Origin of the sequence: Salinadaptatus halalkaliphilus (assembly GCF_006543045.1) — an archaeon.
Lineage (GTDB): Archaea > Halobacteriota > Halobacteria > Halobacteriales > Natrialbaceae > Salinadaptatus > Salinadaptatus halalkaliphilus.
Genome location: NZ_RBZW01000014.1, coordinates 1 through 16,292, shown reverse-complemented (window position 1 = coordinate 16,292; position 16,292 = coordinate 1). Strand labels below are relative to the sequence as shown.

At 64.4% G+C, this 16,292-nt stretch carries 11 protein-coding genes and 1 pseudogene; 4 read left to right on the top strand and 8 right to left on the bottom strand.

Annotated elements, in window-relative coordinates:
- Positions 1-2 precede the first annotated feature (2 nt).
- Positions 3-431, top strand: a complete 429-nt coding sequence (locus D8Y22_RS04935; protein WP_141463609.1) for a metal-dependent transcriptional regulator — start codon at positions 3-5, stop codon at positions 429-431.
- A 173-nt stretch (positions 432-604) separates the two neighbouring features.
- Here D8Y22_RS04935 and D8Y22_RS04930 read toward each other — a convergent pair whose 3' ends face one another.
- Together D8Y22_RS04930 and D8Y22_RS04925 are read right to left on the bottom strand one after the other, a co-directional pair.
- Positions 605-2,455 carry a phospholipase D-like domain-containing protein gene (locus D8Y22_RS04930; RefSeq protein WP_141463608.1) on the bottom strand — a complete coding sequence of 617 codons (1,851 nt, stop codon included), beginning with the start codon at positions 2,453-2,455 and terminating at the stop codon, positions 605-607.
- Between the two features lie 89 nt (positions 2,456-2,544).
- Positions 2,545-3,612 (bottom strand): hypothetical protein, encoded by a 1,068-nt coding sequence (locus D8Y22_RS04925; RefSeq protein WP_141463607.1) that lies wholly within the window; start codon positions 3,610-3,612, stop codon positions 2,545-2,547.
- Between the two features lie 79 nt (positions 3,613-3,691).
- On the opposite strand from D8Y22_RS04925, the pseudogene D8Y22_RS04920 reads away from it, so the two are divergent.
- Positions 3,692-3,895: pseudogene (locus tag D8Y22_RS04920) on the top strand (CoA-binding protein); the annotation flags it as partial.
- Positions 3,896-3,953: 58 nt separating this feature from the next.
- On the opposite strand, the gene D8Y22_RS04915 reads toward D8Y22_RS04920, so the two are convergent.
- Together D8Y22_RS04915 and D8Y22_RS04910 are read right to left on the bottom strand one after the other, a co-directional pair.
- On the bottom strand, positions 3,954-5,342 hold the full coding sequence (locus D8Y22_RS04915; protein ID WP_141463605.1) for a HEAT repeat domain-containing protein: 1,389 nt from the start codon (positions 5,340-5,342) through the stop codon (positions 3,954-3,956).
- Between the two features lie 409 nt (positions 5,343-5,751).
- On the bottom strand, positions 5,752-6,837 hold the full coding sequence (locus tag D8Y22_RS04910; protein WP_141463604.1) for a glutamate--cysteine ligase: 1,086 nt from the start codon (positions 6,835-6,837) through the stop codon (positions 5,752-5,754).
- Positions 6,838-7,006: 169 nt separating this feature from the next.
- On the opposite strand from D8Y22_RS04910, the gene D8Y22_RS04905 reads away from it, so the two are divergent.
- Both D8Y22_RS04905 and D8Y22_RS04900 read left to right on the top strand, forming a co-directional pair.
- Positions 7,007-7,492: a hypothetical protein gene (locus D8Y22_RS04905; protein ID WP_246084358.1), complete on the top strand. Its 486-nt coding sequence runs from the start codon at positions 7,007-7,009 to the stop codon at positions 7,490-7,492.
- A 235-nt stretch (positions 7,493-7,727) separates the two neighbouring features.
- Entirely contained in the window at positions 7,728-9,032 is a 1,305-nt protein-coding gene (locus D8Y22_RS04900; RefSeq protein ID WP_141463603.1) for a polysaccharide deacetylase family protein, read from the top strand.
- A gap of 65 nt (positions 9,033-9,097) precedes the next feature.
- On the opposite strand, the gene D8Y22_RS04895 is transcribed toward D8Y22_RS04900, so the two are convergent.
- The 4 genes from D8Y22_RS04895 to D8Y22_RS04880 all read right to left on the bottom strand — a co-directional run bounded on the left by D8Y22_RS04895 (position 9,098) and on the right by D8Y22_RS04880 (position 15,745).
- On the bottom strand, positions 9,098-9,745 hold the full coding sequence (locus D8Y22_RS04895) for a fibrillarin-like rRNA/tRNA 2'-O-methyltransferase (protein ID WP_141463602.1): 648 nt from the start codon (positions 9,743-9,745) through the stop codon (positions 9,098-9,100).
- Positions 9,738-10,661 (bottom strand): NOP5/NOP56 family protein, encoded by a 924-nt coding sequence (locus D8Y22_RS04890; protein ID WP_141463601.1) that lies wholly within the window; start codon positions 10,659-10,661, stop codon positions 9,738-9,740. The genes D8Y22_RS04895 and D8Y22_RS04890 overlap by 8 nt, the downstream gene beginning before the upstream one ends.
- A 255-nt stretch (positions 10,662-10,916) precedes the next feature.
- Complete coding sequence (locus D8Y22_RS04885) at positions 10,917-13,259, bottom strand: amino acid permease (protein WP_141463600.1); 2,343 nt, start codon at positions 13,257-13,259, stop codon at positions 10,917-10,919.
- A 188-nt stretch (positions 13,260-13,447) separates the two neighbouring features.
- Positions 13,448-15,745, bottom strand: a complete 2,298-nt coding sequence (locus D8Y22_RS04880) for an amino acid permease (RefSeq protein WP_141463599.1) — start codon at positions 15,743-15,745, stop codon at positions 13,448-13,450.
- Positions 15,746-16,292: the final 547 nt, after the last annotated feature.

Genomic DNA, 16,292 nt, shown 5'->3' with positions numbered 1-16,292 from the left:
CGATGAACACTGCCGATCAGTATCTCAAGGCGATCTATCTCGCACAGCGTATCGAAGAGGGGCCCGCCTCGACTGGCACGCTCGCCGATCTCCTCGAGGTCAGCCCCGCAAGCGTCAACGAGATGATCGGCAAGCTCGAGGACCGGGGCCTCGTCGAACACGAGAAGTACAAAGGAGCGAGTCTGACCAACGAGGGCCTCGAGCGCGCCCACGATGCGCTCCAGACCTACTGTATCATCGAACGGTTTCTGACGAACGTCCTCGAAGTCGAGGAGTTTCGAGAGGAGGCACGGACCTTAGAGAGCGTCATCGACGACACCGTCGCCGATCGGCTCGATACGATTATCGATCGGCCCGAAGAGTGTCCGGACTGTTTCGACCCCGAGGCGGACTGCTGTGAGCGACTCGAGGCCGAAACGCGCGCCAACTAAGTCCGCCTCCTCGATTAGCTGTAATTGAGGGCGCTAAGCCCCCTTCCTCAGCGAGCGAAGCGAGCAGGGAGAGGATACAGCGTTCACAAGAGCAAACTCCGACACAGAAACAGGAAGCCCCACCCGCAACAAGCGAGGGGCGAGTAGCCCCGAGCGCGGTAGGGTGGGGTAGTTCACTCGATCTCGTCGTAGTCGCGCTGTGAACCGAACCGAATGTACCGGTAGCCGACGACCGCTGCGACGACGAGTGCCGCGAGGACCGTTAGACTCAACTCGAACGGAAGCGTCCATGGCGACTCATCCGTCGTATTCCAGTCGTTCTCGAAGACATCGACGTAGTAACCCGCAGCCTCTTCGCCGTGGAGTGTGAGCATGACTTCCCGATTGTTTTCGAAGGCGTTTTGATTCCAGTTCGCGCTCCCGACGACCGCAATCTCGCCGTCGATCACGACGCCTTTGGCGTGAATCTTCTCGAATCGATCGGTCTCCTCGACGAGTTCGACCTCGAGCGGGAGGTCCTCGACGGTGGCCGCCGCTTGGAGGTCGTCTCGGAGGGCAACGTTGTCGTCCTCGTGATACCAGGTCGAATCGAGTAGAATCCGGACGTCGACGCCCCGGCGGGCGGCTGCGAGCGTTTCTGCGAGGACGGTCGCGTCGGCCGCGATACTCGCCTGTTTGATCAGTATCTCGTCGTCCGCGGCTCGGATGTGGTCTGTGATCGCGTCCTCGGCGTTGTCCGGGGCAAGCAGTAGCTCGACCGTTTCCGTGCGAACAGTCCTGGGTTCGTGTTCGCTCGGCAGTGGCTCGCGAGCGGTGGTCTCGCTCTCGTCGTCGACGAAGGTCGTCGTCTCCCGGAACGACTCACTGGATTGGGTATCCCACCCCTCGAAGTCGGCTCGAAAGACCCGCTCGAGGTCGGCAGCGAGAGTCGAGTCCTCGACGCGGACGCCCCAGCCGCGACTCGAGGTACCGCCGACGCCCGAGGGCTTCCAGTTTTCGCTCGTCACCACGGCCGTATCGTCTGCGACGGCGTACTTCGGATGGTGAAATCGATACCGAGCGCCCTCGCCACCGATGACGCGGACGTCGACGCCGCCGTCCTCGAGGGTCTCGAGCACCGGCACGGTCGCTTCGGGTGTGCCGCCGACGGGACCGGATTCGAAGAGGACCGCGACGTCGACGCCGCGATCGGCCGCCTCGATGAGGTCGTCTGCGATGGCCGTCGACGTGATCGTGTAGCCGGCCAGCAGAAGACGGTCGTCGGCCGCTCGGAGCGTCTCCCGTGGGACCTCCGGCGCGTCGGGGAGAACGAACGTCGTCGTCTCGTCGACGGTCGTGTTCGAGACGGGAAAGCAAGTACCGTCTCGTGGAATCCAGTCGCCGTCTTCGCGAGCAACGGCGACTCCGTCGGCAGTGCTGGCAGCCTGTGATCCGTCGACTCGCACGCTCGAGTGATCGCTCTCCCGGTGCCAGCGTTCGGCCGTCGGTGCATCCTCGTAGGAGACGGCGTCGACGATCTCCGTCCCGTTTCGGAGTTCGAGATCGTCGCCGTCGACCGCGAGCCGGATCGTCCCCTCGAGTTCGAGGACGGGATCGTCGGTCAGTGTCTCGGTGACGTTGGGGTCGGTGCTGACAGCGACACGGCCCGAGGCCGTTTCGTCGGGAAATTCGGCGGTGGTGTGGCCGTCGGTGACGGTCCAGTTCTCGAGAGTGGTATCGGGTGGAACCTCGAGCGTGAGGTACTCGCCGACGTTGTGATCGGTCGTCGGGTTGGGGTAGAGTTCGACGATCCGCGGATCGACTGGGGCCGTCTCCGTATCAACTGCGTCGGGGTCGGACGGCGCTGGAAGGCAGCTGGGATCGAAATCGCTGGCCGAGGTGGGAGCGGTGCTACCGATTGCAGGCGGTGTGGTCGTCATCGTATCCGGCCCAGACGGGCCGTGGCTGGCTCCAGCGGCTCCCGGCACCACTCCAGTGCAAACGACGAGGGCGATCGCGGCGACGAGTAGCCAACTGTCGGGCATCGATCCCTCTGGCCGCCCGTTCGTACTTAAACAGCCGGTGTCGTGAGAGCACCCAACGGAGGTGCGGACAATTGTCACCCTACTGATAGCTACGTGGCCTCTCCATCGTCCTTCCAGGAGAGCCCCTGTGGGTCGGCAGGGGGTGTGAGTGGGCTCGAGGGGAGGTCGCCGCTGGGGTCAGGATCGTTGTACGCCTTCGGCGCAACGTCGTTCGGGGCGGTCGGGTAGAACAGCGATGCAATCGCGTGGAGGTGTTCGCGGCCGACGTCGAGTTCGAACTGTCCACCGCCGAACAACTGTATCTCGTGGTCGCGACAGTAGTCGATCGTCTCGAGGAGTGACTGCACCGAGCCGAACCGGGACGGCTTGATGTTGAGCCACGCCGGTTCCCAGGGGAGGGCTTCGACCGTCTCGACACCGCGGATCGGGTAATCCCAGGTCACGCGCGGTTCGTGGCCCTCGAACAGCGGTCGCGTCTCGTCGTTCAGTTCCGGATCTTCGATGAGTGCTTCGGGAAAGCCCTCGATAACCTGTTCGTACAGCGCGGGGTCAGCGGGTTGATCGACCGTCGTGCCGTGGTACTGGCCTTTGAGGTCCAGCGTCTGTACCGCGTCGGTCGTCGCCAGCCGCTGGACGATGTCGTCGGTCCACTCGGCGGTCGGGTCGAGTTTGAACTCCAGATCGGGGTTACGGTCGAGCCAGTCGAGCACCCGGTCGCCGGTCGGCGGCTCTTCCAGACGGGTACTGACGACGAATCGAACCGGGTCGTACGTGCGATCAAGCTGTTCGGCGAGGTTCGTATCGGCCTGTCTCAGCGCGAGGTCGAGCGCGGCGCTTTCGACGGCCCACTGCCGATAGTTCCGGAAGATCGACTGATTCGGCTCGTTGCCGAGGAAGAAATCGATCTCGGATACCGTCTCAGAAAACGCCTCGAGCGTGTACTCGCCCGTGATGGGAAACTCCGCTGCAGTATTCTGAATGGTTTCGTGTTCCTCGTTATCGTATATCACGTCCTCGCCGCGGCCGGTTTCGCCGTCGCCGTGTACCGAGACGATGGTCGTCGCTCGAGTGAAGCCACTCGAGGTGTCCCGCTCGCGCCCGTCGAGATCGTAGCCGTCTATTTCGAGTTCGAGATCGGAAATCTGTTCGTACAACATTGTGACCCTTCCTTTGTCCCGGCACCAGTAATACCTGGGAGTGAGTCTTGGAGACGAGACGGGTCGCTGTCGTGGGTGCGTCGATATCTTTCGGCCAAGCGAGGCGGTTCCGGCAATCGTCGAAGCGGCACTGGATCGTAACGATGTCAAGGCGATATGGATGCAACACGGGATTCGGAACGACGAGACAGCACAAGCAGTCGAATCCGCTGGCCTCGATGTCGTGCAAGATCGCTGTCCGAAGGTCGAGCACGGCCAGCTACTCAACAACCCGATGGACTGACCGACGGTGGAGAGATCCGACGAACAAACTGTGGTGGCGCAGTCGCTCGAGTCCGTCCTCAGGCTGCAGGCTCGAGGTCGACTTTCTTCGCTTCGGCCTGCACGAGATAGGCGCGGTCGTCCTCGTAGTCAGCGACGACCTCGAGGGCTTCGCTCGTGCCGATGCAGGTCAGTGCCCACGCGGCGCTGGCGCGGACCCGATCTACCTCGTCTTCGGCGAGAACGTCTGCGAGCGGGTCGATAGCGCGGGTGTCGCCGAGCAGGCCGAGCGCGCGAGCGGCCCAGCTACGGACATCCGGGTTGTCCTCGACGAGTTGGTTCGCGATCGGCTGGACGGCCGCTGGCGTGCCGATCTCGCCGAGGGCGCGAAACGCCGGCTGCTGGAGATCGGGGTTCGAGTCGACGTAGTCTAGCAGCGTCTCGACGACTTTGTCGTCGTCGATGCCGATCTTGCCGAGGATCCGCATGGCGGCGTGATCCCGACGATTGGCCTGTGCGAGCATCGGCTCGGTGGCCTCTTCGGGACCCATTCGCTCTAAGGCCTCGAGGCAGTGTTCTTCCATGAAATCCGAGTCCATGCTCTCGTAGGCCAGCAGGATCTGGTCGACGTTGCCGCGTTTCTCGTGAACCTTGAGGGCGTGCCACTCCGGCGGGAAGTCCTTGATATGATCGAGGACGTCGTAGAAGCCCTCGCGGCGGAGCTGTTCGCGAACTTCGAGGTCGGTCCACTCCGTCGCGTCGTCGACGCCGGACTCGAGGTCGTCGGTGGCCTCGAGCAGGGCCGCGATCGTCTCGGCGTCGTCGTCCGGATCGAGATCGGCGTTCTCGACGGCGGCGGTCGCGTCCTCGAGCGCGTCGGCGAGGCGTTCGGGAACGTTGCCCTCGTCGGTCGCGTTTGCGCCGAGTTCCGCCCCGCTTGCGGGCTCGAGGTCGTCGGGCGTCTCGAGGTCGCCCTCGAGGAAGTCGTTTACATCGGCGAGGAAGGCGTCGACGATGTCGATCAGTTCCTCGTCGCCTTCGACGGTCCAGCGCGTGGCCGTAATCGTGCCGGAAACGCCGTCGATCTCGCCGACGATGTCCTCGGCGTAGGGGCCGCGCTGATCCTCCAGATCGTCCTCGAGATCCGAGATGTCGTCGGCGAGATCGTCGTAACTGTCCTGGAGTTCTTCTTCGGGCGCTGGCTCCTCGTCCTCGTCTTCGTCCTCGTCGTCGGTCTCCGGCGGCGCTGGGACCTCGATGGCCTCGAGGCTGGCCGTCGTCGCCTCGATATCGGCCTCGACGACGTCGAGATCGTCTTCGGTCTCGGCCGCCTCGAGGTCCCCCTCGAGGACTTCGATGTCACCGCGGATCTCTTCGAGGGCCTCGCGGATCGCCTCGAGATCCGGCGACGGGTCGTCGTCCGGTTCGGTCTCGGCCGCCTCGTCACCTTCAGGCTCGTCCTCACTCATCCTACCACCTTCGCTGGACGATACCGACGCGTGACTACGTGCATACGCATTCGTCGTTTCAGCAGCGTCCTAAGCGTTTCCATGCAGTGTGGGGTTCGATGGTGTGTCCGGAGAAGCAGACCAGACATTTCCGCCGATCTTGGCGGTACCGTCTCAGCGACGGAGAATCGAGACGATAGATAGTCGTCACGAAATTCCGGCGAGTGAACGCACACGTCGGCTTCTCACCGTATGGCCACTCACCGAAGGTGAGGTCCTGTTCGTACGTGGTGGCACCAATCACGAGGGAGTCGACGCGCTCGAAAAATACCTAAATCTTCCCCTTTTCGTCCCCTGTCGACACCGCTTGGCATTCCTCGAGCCAATCGACACCGCCGTCTTCGCCTTCGATATAGCCGTCGATACTTGATCAGGCCCGCAAGAATAGCGACTCACAGAGGGCGTCGTCCCCCTCTTCGGTCCGGAGTCGACGCTGTGTAGTGGCGCCGCTTTCGCGCTCGTAGACGCGTTCGATGCCGTCGATACCGAGACGTTCGCACTCGCGGTCGACGAGTTCGTCGAGGTCGATCGTTCCCGCCATGTCGCGGGTGATAAACGAGGCATCCTGGCCGTGGCGGATCGCGCGCCACTTGTTCTCGTCTAACAGTTCGCGGCGCTGATCCTGGGCGTAGCCGCTCGAGCCGTCCTCGTAGGCCTCTGCAAGGGCTTCGACCAGCGCGTGGGTGTACTCGACGAACGCCATGACGATGTCGGGGTCGGCTTGTCCGTCGGGAGCCCGAAGTTCGACGGTGCCGTGGGCCGTATGCGGGCGTACGTCGTACCAGAGTTCGCCCCGGTCCTCGATCGAGTCGGTCTCGAGCATCCGGCGTTCGAACCGGTCGAAGGCGTCGTAGTCCTCGAAGTACGTCGGCATCCCGGTGTTCGGTAACCCCTCGAAAATCTTTGCTCGAGCCGACTCGAGGCCGGTATCGAACCCGTTCCAGTACGGCGAGTTCGCCGACAGCGCGAGGATGATGGGGACGTACCAGCGCAGTTCGTTCGCGATCCAGACAGCTTTGTCGGCGTCGTCGACGCCGACGTGGACGTGGACGCCCGCCGTCGTGTTGCGGTGTTGTGGATACTGGATCCGATCGAGTTGGGACTGATACCGTGGCTTCTCGGCGTGCTCGAGTTCCTGCCACGTTGCCAGCGGGTGCAAGCCCGCAGCGGCGATCCGGTAGCCGTGGGCGTGGGCGTGCTCGAGCAGCGCCTCCCGAATCTCGAGCAGAGACTCGCGAGCGTCGCCCAGGGATTCGATCAGCGGCGTCTGGGTTTCGATGACGAACTTGAACAGCTCGTGGTCGAGTCGCCCCTCAAGGAGTTCGGGTGGCTCCGTTTCGTAGACGAGTTCGTCGGTGCCGCTCGTGGGGCGACCGTCGTCGTCGACGACGTAACACTCCTCTTCGATTCCCAGCGTCCCCATTCGCGTGAACGATTCGCGAGACCCGCGCTCCATCGTGTGAGGGTTTCGACGCCGACTGTAAATACGATTTGGAGTCGGCCGGTTCGACCGCCTCGTGGCCGTCGCCCGAGTCACCTGCTCGCAGCCTCGATCGCAACCGACGTGTGTCCCACTGGCCGGCGTTGGGAACAGCGTTTATGACCGGAGCAGCCAATCGGCAGATATGACTTCGTCCTCGAGCGGGCTTCCGAATCCGAGTCAGTACGAGTGGGACTTCGAGCTGCGAAACGGCGTCGGTATCTGGTTCATGAAGGGGTGGCGAGGATTCGCCGACGAAGACCTCGAGGCGGCGAGCGATCACTATCGTGGGCGCGGCAGTCGCGACGACATCGACGCGACGCTTGCGGTCTTCGGCGACGAGACGAGCCTCCCGAAGGAGACCCAGGAGTACATGGGCGAGGCGTGGTCGGAAAACGGCGCGTACACGGGCGTCGACGGATCGGGTTCGTCTCGGACGGAATCACCGCGATGGCGGTCAAATCGCAGGTGTCGGTTCCCGACGCCGAAGTGGAGAGTTTCGGCGACCTCGAGGCGGCACTCTCGTGGGCAAGCGACGGGTAACTGTCACCCGTCATCGACGCGACCGCCGTTCGAACGACGCGTCGATAGGCCGTCGATACGGGGTGTAGGAGTCGGATTCCGCTGGTAACTCGAGCCGTGTCTCGAGAAAGCACGGACTGACCTTCTGTACGAGTCCCCTGCAGAAGCCGACGAGCGTGACGGGCGCTGTGTGCTAGTATCTGCCGAGTGAGTCCGTCGTCGACACGTCTGTCGTCCGAACCGGAATCCCTAGTCACGGTCGACAGCTCGCGAGGAATGTCGTTGCGTCGCCAAGCAGGCCCATAACAAGGGGCCACGGCGGATTCCGTGCCGGCGTCACGTCCATGAAACGACGGTCCTATCTCGCAGCGGCGATCGCCGGAAGCACCCTCGCCGGCTGTACAGGCGCGACTCCCGACGCAACGTCCAACGAAACCGACGGTGGTACCGACACCGGAGGAGGGGAGACGGACCAACCCGGTGAATCCGACGGCGACCCCGCGGACGAAGACGACCACGAGCCCCGGGACGACTCGTCGCTGCGTGGCACCTTCGACGACTTCGAACGGCTGGAGTTGTGGGACCCCATCGCCGGGACCCTCGAGGCGGATCGCGAACACGCTGCCCTCGGCTCACAATCGGCCCGAATCGTCGCCGCCGAGGGTACACAGCAGGTTCGGATCGCGCGTGAACTGGCCGAGCCGATCGACGTCCGGGCAGTCGTTCCCGGACTGGCCCTCGAGACCGACAGCGTCGGAAACCCGCTGATCCGGCTGCGGGACGCGAGCGGCGACTACCGCCAGTATCGCCAACACGTTCGCGAGGGCCAGCCGTTCGTCAGGCGGAACTTCGGACACACGGCCGTCAGCGGCGATCCCGATCTGGGGACGATCACCGAGATTCAGATCCTCCAGTGGACCGGCGGCGCCGCACGGACGCTCCGGATCGACGACCTTCACTTCGTTCCGCGCGTCGAGCAGGGGCGCGTTCAGATCCAGTTCCAGGGCGGGTTCGAGACGGATTACACGCTGGCGTATCCGATCCTCTCGGCGCACGATCTCACGGCGTCGACGTTTCTGGCCACCGCGCGGATCCGCGGGACCGACGGCGTCGCTGGCGACCGCATGACCGAGGCTCAGGTCGCCGAGTTGGCCGACGCCGGCTGGACGCTTGGCACCGTCGGCGCCCGCCACCGGCACCTCCACGAGGTCGACCCCGACCGGCTCGAGACCGATATTCGCTCCCCGCTGGAGTGGTTCGCCGAGCGGGGTTACGACGACGCGCGATACTTCGGGTTCCCGGGCGGGCGGTTCGACGGACGGATGCTCGAGCTCGTCGGCGACCACTACGACCTCGGCTTCGGGGATCGCAACCGGTCTCACGGCTACGCAAGCAACCATCTCACCCTGCCACGGATCTCGGGCGGCGTCGATCGGCGGAACCTGTCGGCCGAGCAGCTGACCGACGCACTCGAGTGGACGGCCGAACACGGCGGTATCACGACGATCGTCTTCTACGAGATGGACGAAGACGACGCCGAGGCACTCGAGGCGATGGCCACACGCCTCGCCCAGCTGCGGGAAACCGGCGACCTCGAGCTCGTCACGCCTCGAGAGCTCGCCGACGAGTTCGTCGTCGACGGGCCGTAGAATCCATCACGGGCCCCACTGCAGCAGAGACAGAATCGAACCGAATCTCTCGAGTTCGATTCCTCCTATTCGGGGCGAGCGACGACCCCGAGATGATCCGCGTGGTAGTCTTCGAGCCGTCGCGTCTCGAGGACCTCGTAGCCGGTTGCGAGTTCTTCGCGCACGTCGGCGAACACCTCGCCCGGCTCGCGTGTCACGTCCTCGCTTCGGGCCTTCACGGCGAGTAGCAGCCGGCCGTCGTCGGCGAGGAAGCGTCGGTTCTCGAGGGCGACGCGTGCCTGCCCGCGGGTCGCGACATCCTGAACGAGCACGTCGATGTCAGACTCGACGACGTGGGCGTACGTTTCGGGTTTGCGAGCGTCGGCGAGTAGCGGAAACAGCCGCGGTCGCGAGTCGGCGACCGCGAGCAGATCGCGCGTCGGTCTGGGTGCGAACTCGACGGCGTAGGTCGGCCCCGCGAAGTCGGCAACGTGGCTGACGGTCGTTCCGCTTGCGGCACCCAGATAGAGCACGGTTTCCTCGGCACCGCCTGCGAGGCCGGTGTCCATCCCCAACTCGAGCATCGCGCCGAGTTTCGAGCGGGTGGGGTTCCAGGCACGCCACTCGCCGTCGGTCTGCTCGCCGTAGACCGGCTCACCGCGCGTTGCGAGATGCTCGTCGTCGCCGAAGGTGTGGCGGTCGACGCCCGTCGGGAGCCGTTCGTCCTCACGCATCGGAACCACCGTTACGCTCGCTGGTGTCGGATTTGGTCGTCTCGTCGTCCGTGCGGGCCTGAATCGTCTCGATGCGCTGGGCGAGTTCGGCCTCGAGTTCGGGTCGGCGGTCGCCGCTGTAGTGATCGACGCGGGCGGCGATGGCGAGTTTGCCGGCAAGGGCTCGGGCCGCCGATCCTCGTTCGTCGGGATGGGTGCCGCGGACGGCATCGTGGACGTAGATGATCCCGTGTTTCGGCGAGGGGGCGTGGCCCCGAAGGTGGGCAAACAGCGCGTCCTCGGCGCCGAGTACCTGTACCGTCCCGCTCGGTTTCTTGGCCAGTTCCTCGAGGCCGCCGGCCAGCGAGATCAGCCGGGCGGCGAGCACCGGACCGGCGAGCGCGGCGAGGTTGGGCGCGATCGTCGGCGTTTCACGTTCGACGTACTCCCGAAGCTCGTCTGCTTCGTCGGCGAGGGAAACGACGCGCTCGGCGAGTGACTGGAGTCGCGGGCCGCCGGCCGTCGCGTCGTCCGGCCGAGCGTCGCCGTCGGTGTCGCGGGTCGTGAGCTCGCGTGCGTACTCGAGGCCGGTGCCGGCGTTGGGGTCGACGGTCCCGCCCCACTCGGCCAGGCGTTCGGCGAGTTCGTTGCTCGTGCGCTCACAGTCGTCCATCGCCCGAATCGCGTGAACGAGTTGACGGTCATCGGCCGCCTCGCGCTCGCGAACGGCCCCGCGAGTCGCTGCCGTGGTCGCCTCGTGGAGGCGATCGTAGTACGCGCTCTCGTCGTCGGCGAACCCGGCGTCGACGGCAAGCGTCGGCCAGTCTGCGGGCCGTTCGCGCCGCCCCTCGAGAACTGCGGCAGTGGCACCCTCGAGATCACTCGGGTCCAGATCGGAAAACCAGCCTGCTGTGGCGGTGTCGCTCTCGTCGGTCATTACGATCCGGTAGACGCCGTGGTTGTAAATGCGTTCCCGAAACGACGAGCGAACGGCCGTCGTCTGGACCGACACGGGTGCGATCGCTGGCGCGGCTACTGACCGATTTCCGTGTCTGGATCGTACACGTCCCCGAACACTTCGAGGACGGCTTTGAGCGTCGCCAACAGGACCGAGCCGAGTAACGGGCGGAGTCGGGCACGGACGGGTCACAGAGCGCCCCGCAATCCTCGAAGCGACGGCTTGAGGAGGACGCTATCGGCCGAACAGCCGCTCCCGGAGCGACCGCGAGGTCGGGCGTTCGGCGAGGATAACCGAACAGTCGACCTCGCGCACGATGTCGTAGGCCAGCGAGCCCCGAAGCAGTCGCGAGAGGAGACCGCGTTCTGTCGCCCCGATGACCAGCAGCGAGTGGTCGGCGGCCGCGTCGGCGATGGCCGTCTCGACATCGCCAGTGCCGATCCGAATCTCGGCGTCTGCGAGGTCGCGATCGGCGGCCCATTCGGTGAGGAACCGTTCGCCCGCCTCGCGCTCGCTCTCGTCGTCGACGACGTGCAACAGCGTGATCTCGGAGCCGAGTTGCTCGCGCATATCCCGTGCGACCTCGGCGCTCAGATCGGAGTCGGGACCGCCGGCAGTCGGGACGAGCACGCGGTCGGTCTCGAGGCCCTGGTCGTCGAAGACGAGGAAGTCACAGGGCAGGTCGTGGGTGAGTTCGTCCAACGGGCGCTCGGCGCGACCGGCGGACCACGGTCGGCCCGGCCCCCAGCCCATGACGACGGTGTTTGCCTGCTCCCGCCGCGCGACGTCGAATAGCTCTTCGAAGCCGCGGTGGGAAGCGACGGTCGTTACGTCGACCGGGACGTCGAGGGTCTCGGTACTCTCCCGAACCTGGTTCATGAGTTGCTGGGACTCCTCGTCGATCCGTCGGATGTGTTCGGAGCCCTCCTCGAGGGGCGTCTGGTCGGGCACCTCGACGATGTGGACGGCCTTGACGACGCCGTCGTTGGCCTTTGCGACGGCGCTTGCGAGCGAGAGCAGGTTCGACTCGGTGCGTGGGTTCGATACCGGAACGACGACCGTGTGTTCGTCGCCGCCGGAGGGACGAACCGCACTCGCGGCGGTGACGGCCACGTCGGGCATCTCGCTCGAGCGATCGAGGATGTACGAGCCGAGGATTCCCTCGAGTTCGGTCTCGGTGCGGGCGTACCAGAAGTACCAGGCGACCGCGAAGACGACGAAGGCGCCGGCGATCGCGGTCGCGAGGGTGTCCATGAAGTAGATCAGCGCGAGCGAGAGGACGAAGCCGGCGATCGGCAGGTACGGATAGAACGGCACCTCGAAGTCGGGATCGTACTCCGGCGGATTCGTCTCGCGAAAGACGATCAGCGAGGCGTTGATCAACGCGTAGACGACGAGATGGAGGATGCTGGCCGCACTCGAGAGGATCTCGACGGTCTCGCCCAGCGCGACGATGAACGCGAGGATCATGAAGCCGGTGACGGCGATCGATCGATACGGCGTCGCGAATCGGGGGTGGATCTCGTTGAGCGCCGGCGTGACGATCTTGTCTCGGCCCATCGCGAAGTTGATCCGGGCCGACGCGAGAATCGAGGCGTTCGCACTCGATGCGGTCGCGAGCAACGCCGCGATCGTGATCGAGGTGACGCCGGCGCTGAGCAGCGGGATTTCGAAGCCGGCGACCGGAAGCTGGTAGTCGAAGACGATTTCGGCGGCGTAGGTCATCGGCGCGTTCTCGACGGTCTCGAGGAAGAACTCCTCGTGGGGGATCAGCCCCATCAGGAGGCCGACGAGGATCGTGTAGATGACCATCACGATGCCGACGCTGCCGATGATCGCGATGGGGAGATTCCGCCCGGGATTCTTGAGTTCCTCGCCGATCGTCGCGATCTTCGCGTAGCCGAGATAGGAGACGAAGACCAGCGCCGCGCCGGGGAGGATGGCGCCGGTGCCTTCGGGGGTGTACCCGCCGTCGACGGCGACGGTGCTCCAGTCAAACGAGAAGAAGCCGACGATCGCGAAGATCGTCAACAGCCCCAGCAGGATGGTGACGATCGCGGTCTGGATGCCGCCGGTTTCTTTCGCGCCGATGTAGTTGACGCCGACGAAGGCGATGCCGGCGATGACGGCACCGATCTGAATATCGCTGAGCACGAGCGGGCCGATCACGACGGTCGGGAGAAGCGCGAGTTCACCGAGAAGCGGGAGCGTGACGACGGTTCCGTCGAGCAGGTCCGCGAGGTAGCCGCCAAAGCCGATGGCGTAGAACGCGCTCGCAAACGCCAGTCCGATCCAGTCGCCCATCCCCGAGATAGAGCCAAACAGCGGTCCGAGCGCGCGGTTGATGTAGTAGTAGGCGCCGCCGGCTTTCGGCATCGCCGTCCCGAGTTCGCTCACCGAGAAGGCGTTTATCATGGCGATCATGCCGCCGATAATGAACGAGAGGACGACGGCCGGCCCCGCTTGCTGTGCGGCGATGCCGGGGAGGACGAAGATACCCGCGCCGATCATCGTCCCGATACCGACCGCTAACGCCGAAACGAGGCCGAGGTCTTTGGCGAGTTCCTTGTCACTCATTGCTGGTCACCCACCGAGACGGTCGCTTGCGGTCGATCGACGAGATATCGAGACGGACGCGATACGTGTCGCTCTCTCGAAAACGCTCATACGCATACCGAATCTTACTCGGACTTAATTTGTTCGATGAAAACCGAAACTGCGACTGAGTTCGTATTCCGAACTCGCGGCGTCACAGGCGTCGGGTCCTACTCGTCGTCTGCTGGCCCGGGGGACGCCGCCGTCGGCGTCACGCCAGTCGCACCCTCACCAGCGTCAGTTCCTGTTCCGAAGATTCGTTCCCGAAGCGTCCGTTCGTGACGTTTCTCCGTGAGCAACACCGAACACTCGACCTCCTCGAGGACGTCGAGAATGAGCGAGCCCCGAACGATCCGGGAGAGGACGCCCTTCTCGGTCGCACCGATGAGGACGAGCGAGGCGTCTTCGGCGGCTGCCGCGATATTGCGCTGGACATCGCCGGTCTCGACCCGGCAGATTGCGTCCTCGAGACCGTGTTCTGTAGCCCAGTTCTCGAGGAATCGTTCGCCCTCCTCGAGATCCTCGGCGACGTGCAACAGCGTTACCTCGGTGTCGAACTGTGCTTGCAGCGTGCGTGCGACGGCAGCGGCGAGTTCCGAGTCCGGACCGCCGGCCGTCGGCAGCAACACGTTCGAGGGATCGAACCCGCGATCGCGGAAGACGAGGAAGTCACACGGCAGCGACTGGGCGAGTTCGTCGAACGTCGGCTCGATGCGGCCGGCAGTGCCGTGGGAGTCCGGCCCCCAGCCCATCAGACAGACGTCGGCGCCGTAGCGTGTCGTGGCGTCGAAGATCTCCTCGACGCCGCGGTGTGAGAGCACGACGTGGGTTTCGATGTCGACGCCGTAGGTCTCGGCGTCGGTCTGTGCCTGCTCGAGCAGATGCGACGCTGCCTCGTGTTCTTCCTGTTTCCGGGCGGCCTCGAGGGTGGTCTGGTCGGGGACCTGCTCGATGTTGACTGCGACGACGGTGCCGTCGTGATGGTCGGCGATGGCTGAGGCGAGCGTGATGAGGTGTTGCTGGGTGGCCGGATTTGCAAGTGGCACCATCACGCGGTAGTCGCCGCCTTCGGGCTGGACAGACGTTGTCGCCGACACCGCGGCGTCGGGTAGTTCCTCGGAACGGTCGAGGACGTACTGTGCGAGGACGCCCCGCGATTCGATCTCCGCGCGTGCGTAGCCGAGATACCAGACGACGCCAAAGAGCACGAAGCCGAACGAGAGCAGGATGACGATCGGTTCGATGAAGGCGATCAGCGCGAACGAGAAGACCGCGCCGAGAATCGGGACGACGGGGTAGAGCGGGACTTCGAAGTCCGGGTCGTATCCCGCCGGCTCGGCCTCCCGAAAGACGATCAGCGCGAGGTTCAACAGACCGTAGACGATCAGGTGCAAGACGCTGCCGGCCGTCGCAAGTATCTCGAGGTTCCCGAGTGCGATAAACACCAGAATGAGTGCACCCGTTATCGCGATTGCACGGTAGGGGGTCCCAAAGCGAGAGTGAATCTCGTTGATCTTCGGCGTGACGAGTTTGTCCCGGCCCATCGCGAAGTTGATTCGCGAGGACGCCATGATCGAGGCGTTCGCCGAGGAGGCGGTCGCGAGCAAGCCACCGAAAAGCAGCGCCGCCGCACCGAGCGGTCCGATGAGCATCTGGGCGACGTCGACGACGGCCGTCTCGTTGTTCGCGACGACGTCCGTTTCGACGGCCGCGAGGACTGCGAGCAAGATCAACGCGTACATCACGGTGACGATGACGACGCTACCGATGACCGCCCGCGGGAGGTTCTTCCCCGGGTTCTTGATCTCCTCACCGACCGAGGTGATCTGGACGAATCCGAGGTAGGAGACGAAGATGAGTCCCGTGACCGGCAGCAGGTCCGCGTAGCCAAACGGCGCGACTGGCCGAAGCGTCTCGAGATCGGCATTGAGGAGCCCGAACAGGGTAAAGACGGCGAGAATAGCGACAAGCGTGATGACGATGATGTTCTGGAGCCGACCGGTTTCTTTGGCGCCGACGTAGTTGATAGCGATGAAAAACGCCGCCCCCACCAGTCCGATGAGCTGGGCCGACTCGAGGCCGATGGGGCCAAGCGACAGTGCCGAGACGCTGACGAACTGGTTGACGTACTCGCCGAAGCCGTACATGTAGAACGCCGAGGCGAAAGCCAGCCCCATCCAGTTGCCCCAACCGGCGATGGAGCCAAACAGCGGGCCGAGCCCGCGGTTTACGTAGTAGTATGCACCGCCGGAGACAGGCATCGCAGTCCCCAGTTCGGAGGCCGAAAGGGCCGTCAGAAGGGCCAGGGCACCGCCGATGACGAACGCACCCGCGGCCAGCGGACCGAGGTCGGCGACGGCCGGACCCGGCAGGACGAAGATCCCGGCTCCGATCATCGTCCCGACGCCGATGGTCAGCGCGGCCAGCGGACCGAGGTCTTTCGCGAGTTCTTCGTCGTTTCCACTCATCTGTCGTCCCGTCGATGGCGTTTAGATCGAAACGCCGGTAGTGCAGTTTTCATAGCAACGCTGTGTCAACTCCGCTCTCTGCACTCGAGTCCAAACACGATTCGCAATCCCGACAGCCGTCGGCACCGGCGACTCGAGCACGTCATTCACAGTAACTCGAGTGGGAGAATCCCCTTAACAGATTCGTTTATAGGCTGAACAGGCGCAATACCACGTCGTTCACGGCGTGGATACGCGCCGTCACTCTGGGAAACGTACCGCCATTCAAACGCCTGCCCCGAGTTTCCAACGGTTGCGTTTAAGTGACAGGCCGCCCTACACTGATGTAGGAATAGGTCGGAACGGAGCGGATTCCGAACCGTCCTTCGGAGGCGGCCTGTCCGCCCACGTAACGAGGTCGTTCGAAAATCTTCGATTTTCGTGATCACGAGAGACCCCGTCTCTCGGACGACAGTATCCGAAAGGGTAGTCGGTGAACGCACATGCTCGAAGCGTGTGTCTGTGCCGACTGCTCAAAGCGAGCAAGACGATACCCCCGACTCTGCTG

Bases quoted from the DNA above. Each gene is read 5' to 3' on its own strand.
- D8Y22_RS04935 (WP_141463609.1), top strand. From the start codon at position 3: ATGAACACTGCCGATCAGTATCTCAAGGCGATCTATCTCGCACAGCGT.
- D8Y22_RS04930 (WP_141463608.1), bottom strand. From the start codon at position 2,455: ATGCCCGACAGTTGGCTACTCGTCGCCGCGATCGCCCTCGTCGTTTGC.
- D8Y22_RS04925 (WP_141463607.1), bottom strand. From the start codon at position 3,612: ATGTTGTACGAACAGATTTCCGATCTCGAACTCGAAATAGACGGCTAC.
- D8Y22_RS04915 (WP_141463605.1), bottom strand. From the start codon at position 5,342: ATGAGTGAGGACGAGCCTGAAGGTGACGAGGCGGCCGAGACCGAACCG.
- D8Y22_RS04910 (WP_141463604.1), bottom strand. From the start codon at position 6,837: ATGGAGCGCGGGTCTCGCGAATCGTTCACGCGAATGGGGACGCTGGGA.
- D8Y22_RS04905 (WP_246084358.1), top strand. From the start codon at position 7,007: ATGACTTCGTCCTCGAGCGGGCTTCCGAATCCGAGTCAGTACGAGTGG.
- D8Y22_RS04900 (WP_141463603.1), top strand. From the start codon at position 7,728: ATGAAACGACGGTCCTATCTCGCAGCGGCGATCGCCGGAAGCACCCTC.
- D8Y22_RS04895 (WP_141463602.1), bottom strand. From the start codon at position 9,745: ATGCGTGAGGACGAACGGCTCCCGACGGGCGTCGACCGCCACACCTTC.
- D8Y22_RS04890 (WP_141463601.1), bottom strand. From the start codon at position 10,661: ATGACCGACGAGAGCGACACCGCCACAGCAGGCTGGTTTTCCGATCTG.
- D8Y22_RS04885 (WP_141463600.1), bottom strand. From the start codon at position 13,259: ATGAGTGACAAGGAACTCGCCAAAGACCTCGGCCTCGTTTCGGCGTTA.
- D8Y22_RS04880 (WP_141463599.1), bottom strand. From the start codon at position 15,745: ATGAGTGGAAACGACGAAGAACTCGCGAAAGACCTCGGTCCGCTGGCC.